Below are 22,177 nucleotides of genomic sequence, written 5' to 3'. Positions count from 1 at the left end.
AATAATATGTATAAAAACGTCTTCTATGTTTTACTTTTAACTTTTTCCCATCTTCTTTTAACGTTTAAAGTCAGAAAAATAGTGAAAGAGAGTTGCGACAGATTATTTTAGCTCCAATTGTTTCTGGAGTCGAATAATTTCATCACGATATTGAGCAGCCTGAATAAAGTCGAGGTCTTTGGCGGCTTGTTTCATCAATTCTGTTGTGTCTGCAATACTCTTTTCCAGTTGTGGCCTTGTCATACTTTCTACTATAGGATCTGCTGCAAACATACCATCTTCTGGTTCCATATATGCTATTTGGGCATTGTATCCCGAAGTGCTCTTTTCTGTTGTATTTTCACCCTTGCCAATAGGTAAATCTGTGTTGATGGATTTGATAATCTGTTGAGGTGTTATGTGATGCTCCTCATTATATTTCATCTGAATGGATCTGCGACGGTTGGTCTCATCAATAGTTTTCTGCATACTTTCTGTTATCGTGTCAGCATACATAATCACCTTGCCGTTTACATTTCTAGCAGCTCGTCCTGCTGTTTGAGTGAGACTTCTATGGCTGCGCAGAAATCCCTCTTTATCAGCATCTAAGATGGCAACTAGGGAAACTTCAGGTAAGTCAAGTCCTTCTCGAAGTAAGTTTACACCTACAAGGACATCATATACTCCGGCGCGCAAATCATTCATAATCTTTACACGGTCGAGAGTGGCAACATCACTATGTATATATGCGGAACGAATCTCGTGATTCAAAAGATATTCCGTGAGTTCTTCTGCCATTCTTTTTGTTAACGTAGTTATCAGAACCCTTTCGTTGCGATGTGTTCTGGTAAGGATCTCATCTAACAAGTCATCAATTTGATTTTCGGAAGGTCGGATTTCGATGATAGGGTCAAGCAATCCGGTAGGGCGTATCAATTGTTCAACGATAACACCTTCTGATTCCCTTAGCTCGTAATCGGCAGGGGTTGCACTTACGTAAATAATTTGATTGATTAAATCGTGAAATTCTTCAAACTTCAGAGGACGATTGTCAAAAGCTGCCGGTAGTCGGAAGCCATATTCTACTAAGTTCTGTTTTCGTGCCCTATCTCCACCATACATTGCACTAATTTGTGGAACACTAACATGACTTTCGTCAATCACCATAAGATAATCCTTGGGGAAGAAATCCAATAGACAATATGGTCTGTCGCCTGCTTGTCGCCCGTCAAAATATCTGGAATAATTCTCTATTCCTGAGCAATGTCCCAACTCTTTAATCATCTCTATGTCATATTCAACTCGTTCTTTAATTCTTTGAGCCTTAATATGATCGCCTATTTCGTTAAAGTAGTCGACTTGCTTGACCAAATCGTCTTGAATCATTCTAATAGCATTGTCAGTTTGCTCTTTTGACGTTACAAAAAGGTTCGCAGGATAGATCTCATATTGTTCGAAGTCCTCTACACGATGGAATGTCTCTGAGTCAACCTCTTCTATGTTGTCAATTTCATCATCCCACCACGTTATGCGTAAAATGTTGTCAGAATAAGCCATTGCAACGTCTACGGTATCTCCTTTTACTCTGAAGTTACCTCTTTTCAGTTCAATGTCATTTCTTACATAGAGTGCATCTATTAATTGTCTTAAAAAATCATTGATATTTATTTGTTGCCCTCTTTTGATCCTTATGATGCTCTCTTGCATAGCAACAGGTCCTCCCATACCATAAATGCAAGATACAGATGAGACGACAATAACATCTTTCCTTCCAGATAGGAGAGCAGATACTGCGCCTAGTCGTAACTTATCAATATCTTCATTGATAGCAAGGTCTTTTTCTATGTAGATATCTGTTGAGGGGAGATAGGCTTCAGGCTGGTAATAGTCATAATATGACACATAATACTCTACGGCATTATTAGGGAAAAAACTTTTCATTTCCTGATAAAGTTGCGCAGCAAGAGTCTTGTTATGTGACAAAATTAGCGTAGGTTTGTTCACATTCGCAATTACATTGGCTATTGTAAATGTCTTTCCAGAGCCAGTTACACCCAATAAAACCTGTGCGGAATCTCCTTCTTGGATTCCTTTGGTAAGTTGTTTTATAGCCTGTGGCTGATCACCTGTAGGCTTGTATTTTGACGTCAAATTGAATTTCATTACTGCAAAATTACTAAAAAACTGTGTGATAACTATAATTTAATGCTAAAAATTGTATTGAAAACTTTGTTAATCGGTAAAAAGTCATTAACTTTGCAGTTCAAAGCGTTTGATATGAAGAAAACTATTCTGATAGCGATGAGTTCTGCAGTACTTCTTTTTTCGAGTTGTGCTCAGGAATATAATCGTGTATACAAGTCTCAAGACTATACATATAAATACGAATATGCCAAGGAATGTTTTGCTAATGGCAAATATTCTCGTGCAGTAGGATTACTTACTGAGTTGGTTACTATAGAAAAGGGCACAGAAAATGCCCAAGAAAGTCTTTATATGTTAGCGATGTCTGAGTATTGCTTGCAGGATTATGAGTCTGCCGCACAGTATTTTAAGAAATATTATGAGCGTTATCCTAAGGGATATTATGCAGAACAAGCTAAATATTATATTGGAGAAGCGCTTTATGCAAGTACTCCGGAGCCACGATTGGATCAGAGTCCAACAATTCAGGCGATATCTGCTTATCAGGATTTTATAGATGTTTATCCTGATAGTAAATTAAAGGATCAGGCTACTCGTCGTATGTTTGAGTTGCAAGATAAGCTTGTTATCAAGGAATATTATAATGCAAAATTATATTATGACTTGGGTACATATTTTGGAAATTGTACTAGTGGTGGCAATAATTATCAAGCATGTATTGTTACTGCTCAGAATGCGCTTTCTGACTATCCTTATAGCAATATGCGCGAGCAATTCTCTATTCTTGTAATGAAGAGTAAATATCAACTTGCTAAGATGAGTGTCATCAGTAAGCAGATGGAGCGATATGAGGATGCGCAGGATGAATGCTATGGTTTCCTTAATGAGTATCCAGATAGCAAGGAAAGGGTAACTGCAGAAAAATATATTGAGGGATGCAAGAAGTTTATTGAAAAGCATCAAAAAGATCCGATGTACGTTCCTCAAATATAAAGAAAGATAAAAATTAGTACTAATTAAAATATGGATTACAAAAAATCAAAAGCACCGGTTAATACCGTTACACGAGATCTCGCTAGTTTGTGGGAAGAAACTGGCAACATTTACGAGAGCGTTTCTATTATTGCTAAGCGTGCCAATCAGATTGGCCAGGAGATTAAGCAAGATTTGAATAAGAAACTTGCAGAGTTTGCTTCTTATAATGATTCGCTTGAGGAAGTTTTTGAAAATCGTGAGCAGATTGAGATTTCTCGTTATTATGAGAAATTGCCTAAGCCAACATTGCTTGCTACGGAGGAATTCCTTCAGCATCAGATTTATTGGCGTGATCCTTCTCAGGATAACCAAAACGAAGATTAATTATGTGGCAGCGTAAACAGACTGTATATTTGGTCCTTGCGCTAGTTGCTATATGTTTTTGTCTCTATTTGCCGGTCTTAGGATTTACTCCTATGGCTATGGCACCAGAGACATTGCTTTATAATTTAGGATCTTTAGGTGTAGAAGTTGTTGATAAGCCTTGGATTCTTTTTATATTTCTAGCGCTTGCCTTTATTCTTAATCTCGTTGCCATCTTCATGTTTAAGAATCGCAAGCTACAGATGAGACTTATTACTTGGGCTGCGATAGCATGTGTTGGTTGGTATGCATATCTATTAGCTTGTCTTGATTGGTCAAAAATCAGTCAGTATAGTGTCAAGTTAGGTGTATGTTTACCTTTAATAGCAATGGTTCTTAGTTATATGGCATTCCGAGGCGTTAAGGCCGATGAGGAATTGGTAAAATCAATGAATCGTATTCGTTAATCGGATAAATAATAATAGGAAAAGGTCTTTCTTACCGATAGAGTAAGGAAGACCTTTTTTTATATGCATTCGCAAAATTCTTAGAGAATGGGCTTATATCTTACCTTGTTTGTTAAATCTTTGTAGGCCTTTGGAAAAATAAAAGGTCCGCAATCTAAAGAAATAGACTGCGGACCCTATGTTAATATTTTAATGATAGCCAATCCGAAGTTTGGCTATCAAACAGATTTAAGCCTGCTCATCGCTCCAGTCTTCCTGGCTCTTACGAACATAAGACTTATAGCGACGCTGAGCACTCTTTTGAGTTTCTGCGTAAAGTTCTTCAGCCTCCTCAGGGAAAGCCTTCTTCAAAGAAGCGAAACGAACCTCACCCATCAAGTAGTTGCGGAATTCATCCCAGTTAGGCTCTTTAGAGTCAAGTTGGAATGGGTTCTTTCCTTCATTTGCCAAGCGTGGATCGAAACGCCACAAGTGCCAGTAACCACATTCTACAGCCAAAGCTTCCTCGTGCTGAGAACGGTTCATTGAGCGCTTGCCTTTACCGTCAGAATCCTTACCCTTGATACCGTGGTTGATACATGGAGCGTATGCGATAACCAATGATGGACCTGGGTATGCCTCAGCCTCACGGATAGCCTTCAAAGTCTGAGCATTATCAGCACCCATAGCAACCTGTGCTACATAGATGTAACCATAAGTAGTCTGCATCAAACCAAGATCCTTCTTGCTTACACGCTTACCAGATGCTGCGAACTGAGCGATAGCACCGATAGGGGTTGATTTAGAAGACTGACCACCAGTGTTAGAGTAAACCTCTGTATCAAGAACAAGGATGTTGATATCCTCACCAGAAGCGAGTACGTGGTCAAGACCACCATAACCGATATCGTAAGAAGCACCATCACCACCGATGATCCACTGTGAACGTTTAACGAGATAGTGGTCAAGAGTCTTCAACTCCTTAGCTACGCTGCAACCAGCTTCAGCATCCTTAGCGATCAATGGTTTCAGAGCAGCAGCAGCCTCTTTAGAAGCATCAGCATCGTTCTGAGCCTCAATCCACTGCTGAGCAGCAGCCTTGAATTCTGCAGAAGTCTTATCATCAGCAATCTTTTCGTTTAGAAGCATTGTGATGCGAGTCTTCATCTTCTTGTTACCAAGAGCCATACCAAGACCAAACTCACAGAAGTCCTCGAACAATGAGTTGTCGAAAGCAGGACCCTGACCCTTTGCGTTCTTTGTATATGGAGTAGAAGGAACAGAAGCTGAGTAGATAGAAGAACAACCTGTAGCGTTAGCAATCATCTCACGATCACCGAAGAGTTGAGAAATCAACTTAACGTAAGGAGTCTCACCACAACCAGAGCAAGCACCAGAGAACTCGAACAATGGCTGAGCGAACTGAGAGTTCTTAGGACTCTGCTTGATATCTACGAGATCCTGCTTAGACTTAACGTTCTTAACGAGGTATTCCCAGTTCTTAGCCTCCTGGATCATATCCTCAGCATCTACGTTGAATGGAACCATCTTCAGAGCCTTCTCACCCTTCTTACCTGGGCAGACATCAGCACAGTTACCACAGCCAAGACAGTCGAGTACAGAAACCTCCATACGGAACTTCATACCCTTTAAAGCCTTAGGTGCGATAATATCCTGAGTAGCACCCTCGAAGCCAGCAGCTTCTTTCTCGTCCAAAACGAATGGGCGGATAGCAGCGTGAGGACAAACGAATGAACACTTGTTACACTGGATACAGTTTTCTACATTCCAAACAGGAACGAAAGCCTCTACACCACGTTTCTCGTATGCAGCAGTACCATTCATCCATGTACCATCAACAGTGTTGTGCTTAACGAAGTCAGAAACTTTCAACAAGTCACCGGCCTGACCGTTCATAGGACGAACGAGCTCCTTAACGAAATCAGGAGCGTCATCTACCTTCTTCTCATCCTCAGGAAGGTTAGCCCAAGCTGCATTAACAGTAAGTTCCTTATATTCACCACCGCGGTCAACAGCTGCATAGTTCATATTAACGACATCCTCACCCTTCTTGCCATAAGACTTCACGATGAACTTCTTCATCTGTTCTACAGCAAGGTCAACAGGGATGACACCAGTAATACGGAAGAAAGCAGACTGAAGGATAGTATTGGTACGGTTACCCAAACCAATTTCCTGACCAATCTTGCTAGCGTTAATGTAATAAACCTTGATGTTATGCTTAGCCCAATACTTCTTTACGTGGTTAGGGATGAAGTTGATCAACTCCTCACCATCAAAGATAGTATTCAGCAAGAATGTACCGTTGTCACGAAGACCACGAGTTACATCGTACATGTGCAGATAAGCCTGAACATGGCATGCTACGAAGTTTGGAGTATTTACCAAGTATGCAGAGTGGATAGGGTCATCACCGAAACGGAGGTGAGAACATGTGAAACCACCTGACTTCTTAGAATCATAAGAGAAGTAAGCCTGGCAATACTTATTAGTGTTGTTACCGATAATCTGTACAGAGTTCTTGTTAGCACCTACGGTACCATCTGAACCCAAACCGAAGAACTTAGCCTCGAAGAGTGAGTCACCACCCATTGGGATTTCTTCCTCCTCAGGAAGAGAAGTGAAGGTAACATCATCAACGATACCTACAGTGAAGTGGTTCTTAGGCTCTGGCAGTTCAAGGTTCTTGAATACTGCAACAATCTTAGCTGGAGTAGTATCGCTTGAACCAAGACCATAACGACCACCAACGACAAGAGGTTTACGAGGATCATCATAAAGAGCACTCTTAACATCGAGATACAATGGCTCACCCTCAGCACCTGGTTCCTTTGTACGGTCGAGCACAGCGATGCGCTTAACAGTATCAGGAATAGCCTTGCGGATAGCCTCTACAGAGAATGGACGATAGAGGTGAACAGCTACCATACCAACCTTCTTGCCTTGCTTTACGAGATAATCGATAGCCTCGCGAGCAGGCTCTGTTGCAGAACCCATCAATACGATGATGTTCTCAGCATCAGCAGCACCATAGTAGTTGAACAAGTGATACTCACGACCTGTAATCTTAGAAACCTCAGCGAGGTGCTTCTCTACGATTTCAGGGATAGCATTATAGTAACTGTTGCTAGCCTCACGATGAGTGAAGAAAGTCTCTGGGTTCTCTGCTGTACCGCGAGTAACAGGGCGCTCAGGAGAAAGTGCACGATTGCGGAAATCCTCGATCCACTCTGGGTTAACCAATGGACGGATATCTTCCATATCCATCTCCTCGATCTTGTGATACTCATGAGAAGTACGGAAACCATCGAAGAAGTTGATGAAAGGAACCTTGCTCTCGAGAGTAGAAAGGTAAGGAACTGCAGAAAGGTCCATAACTTCCTGAACAGAACCTGAACAGAACATAGCGAAGCCAGTCTGACGACAAGCCATTACGTCCTGGTGGTCACCGAAGATACAAAGAGAGTGAGATGCCAGTGTACGAGCTGATACGTTGAAAACGCAAGGCAGTAATTCACCAGCAATCTTATACATGTTAGGAATCATCAAGAGAAGACCCTGAGAGGCTGTATAAGTAGATGTCAGTGCACCTGACTGAAGAGAACCGTGAACTGCACCAGCAGCACCGCCCTCAGATTCCATTTCTTGAACTGAAACAGTCTGACCAAAAAGGTTCTTGCGACCTTTGGCAGCCCATTCGTCTACATGCTCCGCCATTGGAGAAGACGGAGTGATAGGGTAAATGGCAGCTACCTCAGTAAACATATAGCTTACATGAGCAGCAGCTGTGTTACCATCACATGTGATAAACTTTTTTTCTTTAGCCATTTTTAATATAGATAAAATGTTATAGTTTTGTATAAATCTTAATTCTAATCTTTTTCACCTTATTTTAATATAAGAATCCCAGCAACCAGAGCGGTATTTTGTTATCCTTACCGATTTCGGTATTATATCTCGCATAGATAGTGTCGGGATTGTACCTCATCTTAGCTTTACTTTGTGCATCGCAGATCTTGAATTTCAGTTTTTCATCTACAATATAGTTGTGTTCCTTAGAGCCTTGGTTTACCTTATGGTCTTTCCACATCGAATTTACAAAGAATGTCTCCATCAATGTCTGGTCTTCCACCTCAAGAGGGTAGATCGCATACATAAGATTAGAGTTGTGCATCATTACCTTTGCAGGTTTCTTTGGAAATTGTTGACCTACAGGATAAATCATGTTTATGAGTCTGGCGTCAGCGAGATATTTGATATAGTTCATTACCGTTGCACGACTTGTTTGAATGTCTGTTGCCAACTGACTGATATTAGGGGCTTTAGGACCACCTACGGCGAGCAGATAAAAGAGCTTCTTGATTTTGGTAAGATACTTTAATTCTATCTGCTTAATCAGTAAGATATCCACCTCGGTCATCATGTTCATCGTTTTAAGCAAATTCTCCGAGAAATTGCTATTTTCGAGGAAGAAAGGATAAAAACCATGGTGGATATAATCAGAGAAATATTTCATAGGACTGACCAGTGGCAGAATCTCTCGTGCGATATGCTCATGATTGTTGAGAATCTGTTCGAGCGTGTAAGGATGAAAAGAGTTTCCCGTTTTCAAATTAATATATTCACGAAAAGAGAAACCTCTCAAGTTGTAGCTTTTCACGATACCGTTAAGCTCAGGATTTTCCTCCTTGAGTCGCATTACGCTGCTACCGGTGAAAACGATTTTCAGAGTAGGAAGTGTGTCATAGCATTGTCGTAACTCCTTGCTCCAATCTGGTTGTTTAAAGACCTGATCAATAAGCAACACCTTGCCACCTTGTTTTACGAAGTCGGCAGCGAAGTCTGCAATACCTCGTCCTTGAAAATAGAAATTATTCATATTTACATAAAGGCACGAGCGATCATGTATTCCAAAATTTTCCTTAGCATATTGCAATAGGAAGGTAGTCTTACCGACTCCTCGTGTACCCTTGATACCAATGAGTCGATCACTCCAGTCTATCTCATCCATCAGAGATCTTCGAAGTGTTGCGTTGGTATGTTCCAGCAGATACGAATGCGTGCGAAAGAATGCTTCTTCCATATTGTTTATCAGCTTATGAAATCGTTTGTTCTAAAAATACCTTGCAAAGATACTGATTATTTTCTAATTTGCAAACTCTAGTTTACAAAATCTTTATTTTTTTTCATTATTTAGCATTCGAATAAATATTGAGGACTAATGGTGGTCCGCTTGAATTATTTTCGTATCTTTGCAATCTAAATTTAACGATAGAATGGCGAAATTACATGTATTTAATCCTGAGCACGATATAGCCTTGGCTTCTCATCAATGGCAGTTTACATCGCCTCGCGCGGGTCGTCAACTTCGTGAGGACCTTTGCTGGCTACCTGTGTTCTGGGCTGCTGAGGGTGATGCTATCTTGGTTTCTAATAGTTTTGATATAAATCAATTAAGTGCTGAATATCAGGGTTTTAGATTCGTTACATTGGATGATATATGTAAAGGGAGATTTCATCTTTCTGATTTGTCTTCTAATGATGCCACCTCTTTCTTTGATGTTGTCTCTCCTTGGGGATTCGATCGTGCAATAGCCCATTCGCTAGGTTTTGTCCATACGCCTGAACTTACCTCTCGTCTAGATAAGATCCGGATGCTGAGTTCTCGCCAATGGTGTGCTTCTCATCTTCAACAAGATGTGGATTATTGTACATCTTGCTTAGAGGTTGAAACTTCTATTTCCCGCCATGCAGCAAGTTCAGAACGTGTGAAGGGACAATCTGATAACAGTGTCGTGTTCAAGTCGCCTTGGAGTAGTAGTGGACGAGGTGTGCAATTTCATTACAGTGAAGCTTGGGTAGCATCAGTTATCCGCCGTCAAGGAGGTATAATTGTAGAGCCACAATATCAGAAGATAATAGACTTCGCCTTTGAGTATAACTCACATGATGGTATTGTCGAATATGCAGGTCTCAGTCTTTTTTCCACATCCGGAGGGGCTTATACCGGAAACATTTTAGCCTCGGAGGTCGAAAAGGAAAGAATACTTGCTCAATATCTTTCTTTTGAAAGGCAAAACGAACTTCGACAGTCGATTATCGATAAGGTGAGTGCTGATATAGCCCCAGTTTATCAAGGACCTTTTGGCGTTGATATGATGATTGTAGATTTAGGCACAGCATCAGGAACTCCAATAGATCATTACCATGTTGTTGTATGTGAGTTGAATCTTCGTCGTACCATGGGACATGTGGCCCTCGCGTTATCCCGTACCCATCTCGGAGAGATGCAGATAAAATATGACGGTAATCACTACAGTCTGCAGATACGTGAATAAGATTATTTCATCAAAGCCTGTCCCAGTTTCTTTTGTAACACATGTGCGTCCAAAACCGACATATCATTGTCCATGATGGCGAAAGCATACATGTGACCATTTTTCCCCTGTGCAAAACCAGCAAGTGAACTGATGCCATAAGGGTGGGAGAGTGTACCCGTCTTAGCCCAAATCCTACCTTTCATCTCCGGTGTGTTCAGAAGTCCACGGGCCGTTCCGTCAACGCCGGCTACAGAAAGATACCTCTTCATCAGTCGGTAGATATCCTTATGCTTATATCCATATCTTAAGATTAGTACGAGCGACTTTGGTGACATGTGGTTATGTGTACACAGACCGCATCCATCATGAATTACGATAGCAGGGTCTTTGATGCCAATTTCTTCATGCAAGATTTTTTTGAGATACATGACACCAGCTTTTGTCGGTTCTCCCTTCGGATTTACACGATGACCGATAGCATAGAGCAATGAAGTGGCCTGTGTATTAGAGCTATTCTTCCACATACGTTTGATGACGCGTTCTATGGTGCGGTAGAATCTGAATACGCAATGTGATCCTGTAGGAACCTTACCAAGTATGATCTGGTTGTCATCTATCTGTATGCCTTTCTCTTTCAAAGCCATTTTAAACGCTTTCTTTACCTGGTCGGCACCTTTGAAGAATATACCATATTTAGAGAAAGACAAGTCCCAAGGATACCAATGTGTCTCACTCTTTACAGGTTCCTTGATAAATAGATCAAGATATACTTTGCCAGTAATCTTCTTGATTTTCTTCCATTTCAATACCTCAGCGAACATCTTCATGTCCGGCGCATTGAGTTGAGGTTCTACGTCAGCCTTCAGAGCAATGTCACCCCTCAAGGTATCATTGTCCATTTTGCCCTTCGTGTAAAGAGAAGTAGTATATTTATAGTTTGTACCCAATAAGTGTAATCCAGCGGTGCCACTTAACAGTTTCAGACAAGAAGCAGAAGACATCGCCCTGTTTTCCATACATCCATATACAGGTTTGTCGGCTGTCAGGTCAAAGACATAGAACCCGAAAGCTCCACGTGGTTTTGACGCATGAGCCAGTTCAGCAAGTCGTTGCTTCATATCCTGGTCAATGACGATATTCGACTTCTTCGTGATATTATTATTGTTACTTTTATCTTCCTTATGGCCACACCCTGCGATTATCAATGCTGCCAGCGCTGCTACCATCCATTTATTTCTCATATATTTTGTTGTCATTTAGCGTTTCTGTATTTTGTTCAAAGTCCGTCTTCTCCCTCATGGACAAGAATCACATCCGTATGGGCAACGGTGATTATGGGAAGCAAAGGTAAAAAGAAAAAGTCGGCCTACCAATATTATTCTGTTAAACAAATTAAAGCGTCCTCGAGATATCAGAAAAGAAAGAGACCTATCTTTCGTTTTGGAAGATAGGTCCCTTAATAAATCTATTTCTAGTGTGAAATAAAATTTATGCCCAAGGATTCTCTGTTGGATAAGGAAGGCTCTTAGGCTGGTTGTAAGCGATGTCCTTGATACCCAGATATTTGAATACCTCGAACAGAGTCTTTCCTACGTGAGAGAAGGCAACGGCACCATGGTGAGGATAGCCCTTCTGTACCAATACGTGGCGATAGAAGCGACCCATCTCAGGAATAGCGAAGATACCGATACCACCGAATGAACGAGTAGGAACGTCAAGAACCTCACCCTGAGCGATGTAAGAGCGGAGGTTGCCCTCGCTATCGCACTGTAAACGATAGAAAGTAATGTCGCTGGCAGCGATATCACCCTCAAGAGTACCACGAGTGAAGTCTGGTTTGCCACCATTCTCCAACAGACGGTTCTGGATGAGCTGATACTTGATGGCACGAGTAGCACACATCTTGCACTCAGGAGTGTTACCACAGTGGAAGCCCATGAAGGTATCAGTCAATGTATAGTTATATTTACCCTTGATATCCTCATCGTAGATATACTGAGGAACAGAGTTATTGATGTCGAGCAAAGTTACAGTATCACCACTTGCGCACATACCGATGTACTCAGAGAGCGCACCATAGATATCAACCTCGCAAGCTACAGGAATACCACGGCTTACCAAGCGAGAGTTTACATAGCAAGGCTCGAAACCGAACTGGCTAGGGAATGCAGGCCAGCACTTGTCGGCGAATGCTACATACTGGCGACTACCCTTATGGTTCTCAGCCCAGTCGAGCAAAGTCAATTCAAACTGAGCCATACGTTCATTCAGTTCAGGATAATATTTGCCTTCACCCATCTCTTCAGCCATCTCCTTGCAGATGTCCTTGATGCGAGGGTCACCGGCATGCTCCTTATAAGAAACGAGCAAGTCAAGCTCTGAGTTTTCCTCGATTTCAACGCCCAGTTCGTAAAGACCCTTGATAGGAGCGTTGCAAGCGAAGAAATCCTGTGGACGAGGACCGAAAGTGATGATCTTCAAACCCTTCAAGCCCAGGATAACACGAGCTACAGGTACGAAGTCCTCGATCATCTTAGCGATGTCTGTGGCTGTACCTACAGGATATTCAGGGATATAACCCTTAAGATGGCGCATACCCAAGTTGTAAGAGCAGTTGAGCATACCACAATAAGCGTCACCACGACCATTGATCATGTCGCCGTCACCCTCAGCAGCAGCTACGAACATTACAGGGCCATCAAAGTTTTTAGCGATAAGAGTCTCTGGAGTCTCAGGACCGAAGTTACCTAAGAATACTACCAAAGCATTGCAACCTTCAGCCTTTACCTCACTTACAGCCTTGAGCATATCCTGCTCATTCTCTACTGTAGTTTGGCAGTTGAAGATTTCACCTTTGTACTCTTTTACGATGTTTTCACGGCGCTGTGTTGACAGGGCGATAGGGAAACAGTCACGACTTACGGCAATAATACCTAGTTTGACTGTAGGAATGTTTTTGCTTACCATATTATTTATGTTAGTATAGAATTAAATTATTATTTTTAGATTTATAGGTGCAAATATACACTAATTATTTTAATCACAAAACAATTATCTATAAAAAAAACGCTTGGTAACTAATTTTAAACATTCAAAGGTTGTAAAAATACACATATTGTCCGATAATTGTACTTTTTGACTTGTTTATTGGTGTTTTTCGGAAATTTTATATATCTTTGCCGAGAAACTTAATAAGTAAAGATTTAAAGTAAGTAACTCAAAACTCTCTGTTTGTATGAAAGATCATCTCACATTATTATATAGTGTGTCAACGTTCGGACTCATTTCGGTTTGTATGCTATTGGCAGCAGTCCGATGGTTTCATATGTGTAAACCTTTTGATGAATATGGCGATTACTACTATCCGGCCCGACGCATGGCCACTTTTTTCATGCTTTCCACGATTGTCCTTATGCCGTATGTCTGGAATCCTATGGATTTGGAAGCATGGCTTCTGATGAAATGCTATCTTATTTCGATAACTCCGATGTGTAGCTATATGCTGTTCTATCGTTATTTTGCATTTAGGGAATATGTGCATCATCGCAAATTTGTGTGGTGTATGACCATTCCTGTTTTTGGCTTTGTTGCATTTCTATGGGTAGCTTCGTTATTGCCAGACTTCACCTTTAGCGAGTCCATGTGTTCGTTGTTGCTTGCAATATCCTCGGTCATCTCCTTCGTTTTCGTTATTGTGAATAGCGTCTTCATTTTCAAACTCTATGTTATCGTTCATCGTAACAACTTTCGTGATTATTCCAATGTCGAGGATTTCCCGAAAGAAGTGGCTGCCAATACTTGGTTTCTACCTATTTTATATATGATACCAATATGGGCAATGGTATATTTCGACAGTCGTATCATCGCCATTTTCGTAATGTTGTGGGTGTCCTTGCTTGACAGCACTTTCGTGATAGCGATGCTTCATCCTCGTCGTAAATTCCTCAATCACGAAGTTCCTGACGCAGAGGAGACCATAGAAAGCCCTACGGAATATCCTATAGAAAATGTCGATACTTCATCTGATATTTCGTCGGTACTTGTGATACCTAATGATACCGTCGAGATGATTAAGCATCAGATCTGTATGATTGTGGTTGACAAGAAGGGATTCCTCGATCCACATCTTACACTTACCTCTGTCGTGGAACAATGCAGTTTTGGACGAACCTATGTGTCTACGGTATTCAATCGAGAGTATGGTGGATTCTTTGAGTATGTCAATACGTATCGTTTACGTTATGCCGATGAATATCGTCAGAACCATCCTTATGCCACAAAGAAGGAAGTGCTCGAGGCTTCGGGCTTCAGTTCGCGTTCCGGTTACCTGAAGGCTCGTAACCGTCTTGGATGGGATGGAGAATAACCATCGTGATGTGTAACAATTGCAGATAAGTCTATAAAAAAGTCGGTAATGTGATTCTACATTACCGACTTTATATATATAAAATAATCTAATCTTTAGAAATCTTCATCGTCAGCGACGTCTGTAAGATTCAAGTCATCAGGATTTGTATCAAATGTAGTACGATAACTTTCCTCTGTGAGCTTGTCATCATCGAAAGCATCGTCATCGTCGTCAACATCATTATAGTGATCCACAATTTCAGGTGCATCATCATCGTTATCATCATCGCTCAAGTCCGCCTCGTTCTTATCATCAAACTTCATGCGTACCTTTTCCATCTTTGGTTTTTCTTTAGCAAAGATAGCCTCAATCCAAGAACCCTTAGCGATTTCGAGAACCTCATATCCATCATTTACCTTCTTCTCATAGAGACCACCAGCCTTGTGGAGTCTATCCTTAGGAAGGGTAGTAGTACTGATATCGAATCCACTGGAAATGATATCCTGTATACTTTGTGAAAGGCTTTCCCATCCACCTCCGAAGTTTCGGTCGAGCACTTCCATGAGTTTAGAAGCAGAGATGTGATGAATATTCTCGTATGTCAAATCTGTGACTCTCATGATAGGCTTTTTCTTGATGGCCCATTTCACCTTGTTAGAATCATCGAGGCGAACAAGGCCCGTCTTGAAACCACGTGCTTCGTATTTTGCAATCACCTCAGGCTTGTCAATCTTCACCTCTTCGATGTTAAAAGCACTTTTGATTACATCGATATAATGTCTCTGATTATCCTTCAGGTCTGAGTTTTTTTCTGCTGCTTCCCACAATCGGAAGACATCGTTCTCCTGAATATCCCAGACATTACTCTTAGTTAACGACTTGAGAGTTAAGGTCTTTTCTTTCTTCATATTTAATTCTGTATTATTCTTGTGGTGCAAAAGTAATTACTTCTCGTTGAATTCGCAAACTTTTCCCCCACAATTTTTTATTATTTCAATCTATTTTCTCTCTTTCATTAGATTTTTATTATCTTTGCATTAAAATAAAAGAAAATGGAACCATTAGCAGAAAGATTAAGACCTCATACCCTCGATGATTATGTTGGACAACGACATTTGGTCGGTGAAGGTGCTGTGCTTCGTAAGATGATAGAATCGAAGCATATATCGTCTTTCATACTATGGGGCCCTCCGGGGGTTGGGAAGACGACTTTAGCACAGATTGTTGCCCGGACTCTCGATGTGCCATTCTATACGCTTAGTGCTGTGACGAGTGGAGTAAAGGATGTCCGCGATGTCATTCAGCGGGCTCAGAGCAATCGTTTTTTCAATTCGGCATCACCTATATTATTTATTGATGAGATTCATCGCTTTTCCAAGAGTCAACAAGACTCCCTTTTGGGTGCTGTCGAAAAGGGAATAGTAACCCTGATCGGAGCCACAACGGAAAACCCTTCTTTCGAGGTTATCCGTCCTTTGCTGTCACGTTGCCAACTGTATGTCTTGAAATCTCTCGATAAGGAAGACCTTGTAGAACTTTTGGAGCGTGCCATTACCAGCGATGTAGAGTTGAAAGAAAAAAATATCACGATTCTGGAGAATGGCGCACTCCTAAGATATAGTGGAGGAGATGCCCGCAAACTCCTTAATATACTGGAACTTGTCGTAGAGTCTGCTAATGATGGTAATATCGAGATTACCGATAAGATGGTAGAAGACTGTCTTCAGTCCAATCCCCTTGCTTATGACAAAAAGGGAGATATGCATTACGACATCATCTCCGCGTTTATCAAGAGCATTCGTGGAAGTGATCCCGATGCCGCATTGTATTGGTTGGCCCGAATGATAGAAGGTGGCGAGTCTCCAGAATTCATTGCGCGCCGACTTGTCATCAGCGCAGCAGAAGATATAGGACTGGCTAATCCTAATGCCCTTCTGTTGGCAAATGCAGCTTTTGATGCTGTCATGAAGGTGGGATGGCCTGAAGGTAGAATCCCTTTGGCAGAGGCTACCGTATATCTGGCAACAAGTCAGAAGAGCAATTCTGCTTATCTTGGAATAAATGATGCCATTCAACTTGTGAAGCAGACTGGCAACCTACCGGTTCCTTTGCATATCAGAAACGCACCTACCAGTTTAATGAAAGATTTGGGATATCATGATGGTTATAAATATCCTCATGATTATCCCGGGCATTTTACCCAACAAGAATATTTACCGCAGGAATTAGGTAACACCCGCATTTGGCATCCACAACATTCTACTTCTGAGGAAAGATTGTATAATTGGATGATGACATGCTGGGGAGATAGATTTAAGGATTAAAAAAGATGAAAATAGTAGAATTAGATGGCTATGCAGCCTTTCCAGGTGATATAGATCTGGATGATTTGAAGCAGTTTGGTGAATTTGTAATTTATGATAGAACCCCTGTTGATGAAATCGTGTCACGATCAAAAGACGCTGATGCTATATTAATAAATAAGGTACAGATTACCGATGAGATCATGGCACAGTTACCTCACCTTAAATATATAGGTGTGATGGCAACAGGATATAATGTCGTTGATATAGAGGCAGCTCGTCGTCGTGGCATCATCGTAACCAATATTCCGTCATATAGTACAGACAGTGTAGCCCAGATGGTGTTTGCCCATATACTTACAGTTACGAATAGAGTGGAGCACTATGCTCAGAAAAATCGTGAAGGAGCATGGAGCAGGAACCCTGATTTCTGTTATTGGGATACCCCATTGATAGAATTGGCAGGAAAGACACTAGGTATTGTAGGACTTGGTAATATCGGTATGCGTGTGGCTCGTATAGCCCACGAGTTTGGCATGGATGTGTTCGCTGTTACGAGCAAGAACGCTTCCGACTTACCGGCAGGAATCCAGAAGACAACCATGGAGGGCTTGTTGGCAACGAGTGATATCCTCACCCTACATTGTCCGCTCACATCGGACACGCATGAGATGATCAATGCGGACACCTTACAGAAGATGCGTCGAGGAGCAATCCTTGTGAATACAGGACGTGGCCCTTTGGTTAACGAGCAGGATGTAGCTGCAGCATTGAAAAGCGGTCAGCTGGGAGCCTATTGTGCCGATGTGATGTGCAGTGAGCCACCGGCAGAGGATAATCCGTTGTTTGCTCATCCTAATGCTTTCATCACGCCACATATCGCATGGGCTACACACGAAGCACGACTTCGCCTCAAGAACATCTGTGTAGAGAACCTGAAAGCATTTGTTGCAGGACATCCACAGAACGTAGTTAATCAATAAACCGTTAGACATTATGCTTTACGAGGATCCTCATTTTGTCCATACACTTCAGCAGACACTGGAGTTTATTGGTACATTTGCTTTTGCAATCTCTGGTATACGACTTGCTGCCGACCGTCATTTTGATTGGTTCGGAGGCTTCGTCTGTGGTTTTGCCGTTGCCATTGGAGGAGGAACGGTACGTGATGTGATGTTAGGAGTTACACCATTCTGGATGACTTCCACGATATATATCCTCATCACGTTTTTGGCCCAACTCGTTGTGATTTTTTTCAATCGCTATGTCAATAAGTTGAACCATGCCTGGCTTTTGTTCGACACGTTAGGACTGGCATTGTTCACCATTGCCGGAATACAGAAGACCCTTTCGTTGGGGCATCCTTTCTGGGTAGCCATCATCATGGGAAGTATCACCGGTGCAGCCGGTGGTATCATTCGTGATGTACTCCTGAATCAAGAACCTGTTATCTTTAAGAAAGAGATATACGCCATAGCCTGTATTGTAGGAGGATTTGTATACTGGGGATTATATTCTTTGCATTTCAACATAGCCTTAGTAGCAGTCACCTCATTTCTTGTCGTCTGTCTTATTCGTTTGATCGCAGTAAAATACCACATCTCCTTGCCTGTGTTGAATAATGAAGATGATTGACAAATTTCTAAAATGAAGGAGTATACGCATTATAATCGCATCAAATCTATCTTTTCAGAGAAAAGTAAGACAGGTACTTGGCTCTCGGAACATAAGGTTATGGAACTAATTCCCCAAGAGAATGATAAAATTATCTGTTGTTAAAGTCAAGAATCTTTATAATAATAGAAAAAACGATAACGAATGATTCTATTAAATTGTTTTAAGCAGAATCACGAAATTATTAATCAACTTCTCAAACGAAATATGGCAAAACGCAGAGAAATAAGGAACAGTACGGCTGAGTTCCTAATCTTTCAGATTGAGGGGAAGGAATAGGGCGTAGAGGTGTACTATAAGGATAAAACGGTGTGGCGTACCCAGAAGATGATGGGTATGTTGTTCGACTGTACCTCTGACAATATAAGTGTTCATTTGCAGAACATCTATGATACGGGCGAACTGAAAAAAGAGGCAACTACCGAGAAAATTTCGGTAGCTCGACGTGAAGGTAACAGAGATGTAAATCGCGCGCTCCAATTTTATAACCTCGATGCGATTATCAGTGTTGGTTATCGTGTGAATTCTATTCGTGCTACTCAGTTCCGCCAGTGGGCCACAAGTGTATTGCGAGAATATGCAATTCGTGGCTATGTGTTGGATAGAAAACAAAGCAGATTGATACCATCTTAGCGGCCGGTGGTAATGAGGTACTACAGACAGCAGGGAGTGTGTCTGCCGAAGAAGCTAAGGAATATGCAGAAACAGAGTTCGAGAAATATCGCATAATACAAGATCGTCTGTTCCAAAGCGATTTTGACAGATTTTTGGATGAGTTGCCTTTTGATGGCGAATAATATAAAGCTATATAATTTGCGATAACATAAGTAGAACGAAGGGTACTAGTAACGTCCTTAGTTCACACTATTTAAACTTTGTGTGGAAACTGTTAAAAGAAAAATGTATCCGTTTATAGCTCCATCTAGAGCAAAAGGAAAGCATTTTGTCTTTTAAGTATCAGAAAAATACCCTCCAAAAAGTTACTTCTTTGAACGCAGTTAACTTCATCGGCTTACGAAGTTAACTGCGTAAGTCGCCCCGAATAGGTATGTAGCCTTACGTAGTTAACTGAAGAAGCTGATATTTCCAGTATAATTCGATAAATAAATTAGAGTAGAATAATTAACTACCTGTCTATCAGTTAGTTATATTTTACTTATAATTTCAGTATTCATAGTTAGCCCGTTTCTGATTCTGAATTCACGAATTATGAGCACCTTTCTGCAGTTGAAAATTAAACAAAGAAAGGTTTGTTAACTTAATATATAATAAAAGCGTTATCATAAAATTAAATTGTATTACTAGTATCAGAGTTAAATCCGTGAATTGCGGAACAAATCATTGCAACATAGATGGATTTACACCGCCAATTTGAAAGATGGCGGTCCACGATCATTCGCTCGTTGTTGGCATCCAAAGAGTTCGTAGTCTGTTGGGTAAGGAAGTTATTCACACGGCTATGGTCATTCATGCGCTGCATGAGATCGCCCATCAGTTTTGTGTCGAAGAATGCGACTTGAACTCGTCAAGGCTATACTTCACGAGGCCCTTGCCAGGATCGGCAATATAGAACTTCTTTCCTTTCTTTACTTTGTATAACACCACAAAATGGTTTTGATTTCAGTGGAGGATGCAAGGACGTGACAAGTTGGAGAGTTCACTCACTTCGGCTGTAGCACATAATATACGAAAGCCTACTGTGATGGCTGCATTGCTTAGTGCGAGTAAAGAACCCCCATTCTTTATTGGTGGGCAAAGAGAGGATATATTTTCAATAGAATAGTTTCGTCCATAGTGGCCGCATATCATTTGTAGACTTGCCATGCCGCATTGCATGGAATCTAATTGTTTACTTGCTTTCATATATTTATGGTCTGTATGTGACTGTCAGCAAGCATTCACGCCCGCGCAGTACTGTAGCCCTACTTGTGGTCATCATTGTAATATGATAGAGGTACCAAAATAATGTTTAGAAAGAAAGTCTTTGGATGTTTCGATAATAGCATAGATACTTGATTTATCGCTTTACGACAGAACCTACAATCTAGACTTACAACCATATCAAAATGACACTTTGCTTTTTTATTCCTGAATTCTAATCCTTTTATAGAAGGGAAGTGCTCTATGTCAGTTCTTGATGATAAAATTTTATAAATTAAATTTTCTTTGCACAATAATATTTTCAATACAACAAAACCTTGTACTTGTTCAAGTACTGCTTCTAACATTAATTTTTGTTTTCATAGTCATGAATTTAAAATAAATAACGTCTACTCTTTTGAAGATTTTCGACTTCCTCTTTATCTGTACGTGAATTTATTTTTATCTACTACTATTCCCGTAGTTTGTGCTGCAAGAACACTAGAACAGCCACACATAAGCAAAGTGAAAAGTTCCTTTTCATATATATAATTTTGTAGTCATACATCATAATAATGCCGATAACTTTTCTTTTTTCGATATTGCAAATATATTGTTTTCTCTAAGTATCTTTACTACACAAAAGTGTAATAGTTAATGTGTTGGCTTAAATATTACACAAAAGTGTGATCATGCAGCCTTGCAAAGTTCACCATATTTGGAAAAGAAACTCTTAATTTCTCTCTTGCTGGAACACATGGAACAGTCTCCGATGTTAGGTAGTTGATAGATATTTGTCATGAATATCTCATACTTACCTTTTTTAGCCTTGTTTTTTACATTTTTGTGTAATGTTTTGATGTCATTCCGAAAAAAAAATATATCTTTGCTAACAGCTTAGAGTAAAGCTTCTAATATTATTCGTCAAATGACAGATGTAAAAGACTTCTTTATTGCGTCGAATATTGTACGTAATGCACCGGATTATGATTCAAAAGTGCTTTCCACTTTGATTCATACAGTAGAGGCTTTTGCGCGTGTAACCTATCAGAGTGTTTACTTGATAGACTATTATAAGCAGGAGTTTCTTTATGTATCAGATAATCCTTTGTTCCTTTGTGGTCATACGGCAAAGGAAGTTAAGGAACTGGGGTATAGTTTTTATTCGAAGCACGTGCCAGAAGAAGAGCAGAAAATGCTCGTGGAGTTGAATAACAATGGCTTTAGGTTCTTTGATACCTTTGATGATGTTGATAAATATCAGTGCTATATATCCTATCACTTTCATCTGAACAGTGGTGCAAGAAGTAAACTTGTCAACCAACAGCTTACCCCCTATTCTTTTAAACGATGAGGGCAAAATATGGATTGGAATGTGTGTCGTATCGCTGTCTTCGTATAAAACTGTCGGGCATGTTGAATTTCATAAAAAAGGGCTCTGCAACTATTGGAGATATTCTTTTGAAAGTCATTGGTGGAAAGAATGTAAGGGTGTATTGCTCAAAGAAGAAGAGATTGAAGTGCTACGGTTGTCGGCAGCAGGACTTACTATGGTGGAAATTGCGGACTGAATGTGTCGTTCGTTGGATTCCATTAAATTCTATAAACGACACGCCTTTGAAAAGTTAGGAGTGACGAATATACAGAGGCTATTTCAAGGGCAGCCTTAAATAAATTATTCTAAAACTATATTTCACTTATTGCAAAAGTGAGGGGAAATAGATTTTTGGAAATATCAAATTA

Annotated in this window: 15 protein-coding genes and 3 pseudogenes; 10 read left to right on the top strand and 8 right to left on the bottom strand. The window is 40.7% G+C overall.

Features of this window, described 5'->3' with window-relative positions; all coding sequences use genetic code 11:
- Window positions 1–102: 102 nt before the first annotated feature.
- Complete coding sequence (uvrB, locus tag K333_RS0105080) at window positions 103–2,142, bottom strand: excinuclease ABC subunit UvrB (protein WP_024990506.1); 2,040 nt, start codon at window positions 2,140–2,142, stop codon at window positions 103–105.
- 114 nt (window positions 2,143–2,256) lie between these two features.
- On the opposite strand from uvrB, the gene K333_RS0105075 reads away from it, so the two are divergent.
- The 3 genes from K333_RS0105075 to K333_RS0105065 are packed head-to-tail and all read left to right on the top strand — an operon-like array spanning window position 2,257 to window position 3,929.
- The gene (locus K333_RS0105075) at window positions 2,257–3,117 is read left to right on the top strand and encodes an outer membrane protein assembly factor BamD (RefSeq protein WP_024990505.1); all 861 of its coding nucleotides are present in this window, start codon (window positions 2,257–2,259) and stop codon (window positions 3,115–3,117) included.
- A 30-nt stretch (window positions 3,118–3,147) separates the two neighbouring features.
- A complete protein-coding gene (locus tag K333_RS0105070; protein ID WP_024990504.1) occupies window positions 3,148–3,483 on the top strand; it encodes a DNA-directed RNA polymerase subunit omega in 336 nt (111 codons plus the stop codon).
- Between the two features lie 2 nt (window positions 3,484–3,485).
- A complete protein-coding gene (locus K333_RS0105065) occupies window positions 3,486–3,929 on the top strand; it encodes a DUF4293 domain-containing protein (protein ID WP_024990503.1) in 444 nt (147 codons plus the stop codon).
- A 228-nt stretch (window positions 3,930–4,157) separates the two neighbouring features.
- Here the strand turns inward: K333_RS0105065 and nifJ are convergent, their stop codons facing one another.
- Together nifJ and K333_RS0105055 are read right to left on the bottom strand one after the other, a co-directional pair.
- Window positions 4,158–7,757, bottom strand: a complete 3,600-nt coding sequence (gene nifJ / locus K333_RS0105060) for a pyruvate:ferredoxin (flavodoxin) oxidoreductase (protein ID WP_024990502.1) — start codon at window positions 7,755–7,757, stop codon at window positions 4,158–4,160.
- Between the two features lie 64 nt (window positions 7,758–7,821).
- Entirely contained in the window at window positions 7,822–9,012 is a 1,191-nt protein-coding gene (locus tag K333_RS0105055) for an ATP-binding protein (RefSeq protein ID WP_024990501.1), read from the bottom strand.
- A 193-nt stretch (window positions 9,013–9,205) separates the two neighbouring features.
- On the opposite strand from K333_RS0105055, the gene K333_RS11985 reads away from it, so the two are divergent.
- The gene (locus K333_RS11985; protein ID WP_024990500.1) at window positions 9,206–10,267 is read left to right on the top strand and encodes a hypothetical protein; all 1,062 of its coding nucleotides are present in this window, start codon (window positions 9,206–9,208) and stop codon (window positions 10,265–10,267) included.
- A 2-nt stretch (window positions 10,268–10,269) separates the two neighbouring features.
- Here the strand turns inward: K333_RS11985 and K333_RS0105045 are convergent, their stop codons facing one another.
- Together K333_RS0105045 and K333_RS0105040 are read right to left on the bottom strand one after the other, a co-directional pair.
- Window positions 10,270–11,490: a D-alanyl-D-alanine carboxypeptidase gene (locus K333_RS0105045; RefSeq protein WP_238314498.1), complete on the bottom strand. Its 1,221-nt coding sequence runs from the start codon at window positions 11,488–11,490 to the stop codon at window positions 10,270–10,272.
- Window positions 11,491–11,737: 247 nt separating this feature from the next.
- The gene (locus K333_RS0105040; protein ID WP_024990498.1) at window positions 11,738–13,216 is read right to left on the bottom strand and encodes an L-fucose/L-arabinose isomerase family protein; all 1,479 of its coding nucleotides are present in this window, start codon (window positions 13,214–13,216) and stop codon (window positions 11,738–11,740) included.
- Between the two features lie 268 nt (window positions 13,217–13,484).
- Here K333_RS0105040 and K333_RS0105035 point away from each other — a divergent pair, with 268 nt between their 5' ends.
- Window positions 13,485–14,615 carry a helix-turn-helix transcriptional regulator gene (locus tag K333_RS0105035; RefSeq protein WP_154652989.1) on the top strand — a complete coding sequence of 377 codons (1,131 nt, stop codon included), beginning with the start codon at window positions 13,485–13,487 and terminating at the stop codon, window positions 14,613–14,615.
- Window positions 14,616–14,710: 95 nt separating this feature from the next.
- Here K333_RS0105035 and K333_RS0105030 read toward each other — a convergent pair whose 3' ends face one another.
- Window positions 14,711–15,505 (bottom strand): hypothetical protein, encoded by a 795-nt coding sequence (locus K333_RS0105030; protein WP_024990496.1) that lies wholly within the window; start codon window positions 15,503–15,505, stop codon window positions 14,711–14,713.
- A 144-nt stretch (window positions 15,506–15,649) separates the two neighbouring features.
- On the opposite strand from K333_RS0105030, the gene K333_RS0105025 reads away from it, so the two are divergent.
- From K333_RS0105025 to K333_RS12910, 4 genes and pseudogenes are all read left to right on the top strand, one after another.
- Window positions 15,650–16,921, top strand: a complete 1,272-nt coding sequence (locus K333_RS0105025) for a replication-associated recombination protein A (RefSeq protein WP_024990495.1) — start codon at window positions 15,650–15,652, stop codon at window positions 16,919–16,921.
- Between the two features lie 5 nt (window positions 16,922–16,926).
- Window positions 16,927–17,883 carry a D-2-hydroxyacid dehydrogenase gene (locus tag K333_RS0105020; RefSeq protein ID WP_024990494.1) on the top strand — a complete coding sequence of 319 codons (957 nt, stop codon included), beginning with the start codon at window positions 16,927–16,929 and terminating at the stop codon, window positions 17,881–17,883.
- A gap of 13 nt (window positions 17,884–17,896) precedes the next feature.
- Window positions 17,897–18,535, top strand: coding sequence for a trimeric intracellular cation channel family protein (locus K333_RS0105015; RefSeq protein WP_024990493.1), 639 nt, complete (start codon window positions 17,897–17,899; stop codon window positions 18,533–18,535).
- A gap of 246 nt (window positions 18,536–18,781) precedes the next feature.
- A pseudogene (locus K333_RS12910) lies at window positions 18,782–19,371 on the top strand (virulence RhuM family protein).
- 491 nt (window positions 19,372–19,862) lie between these two features.
- On the opposite strand, the gene K333_RS13120 reads toward K333_RS12910, so the two are convergent.
- Together K333_RS13120 and K333_RS13450 are read right to left on the bottom strand one after the other, a co-directional pair.
- Window positions 19,863–20,066, bottom strand: coding sequence for a hypothetical protein (locus tag K333_RS13120; RefSeq protein WP_154652988.1), 204 nt, complete (start codon window positions 20,064–20,066; stop codon window positions 19,863–19,865).
- 2 nt (window positions 20,067–20,068) lie between these two features.
- A pseudogene (locus K333_RS13450) lies at window positions 20,069–20,437 on the bottom strand (cysteine peptidase family C39 domain-containing protein); the annotation flags it as partial.
- A 925-nt stretch (window positions 20,438–21,362) separates the two neighbouring features.
- Here K333_RS13450 and K333_RS13620 point away from each other — a divergent pair.
- Window positions 21,363–22,118: pseudogene (locus tag K333_RS13620) on the top strand (helix-turn-helix domain-containing protein).
- Window positions 22,119–22,177: the final 59 nt, after the last annotated feature.

The sequence above is a fragment of the Segatella albensis DSM 11370 = JCM 12258 genome (assembly GCF_000426565.1).
GTDB lineage: Bacteria > Bacteroidota > Bacteroidia > Bacteroidales > Bacteroidaceae > Prevotella > Prevotella albensis.
This window is presented reverse-complemented; position numbering and strand designations above follow the sequence as displayed.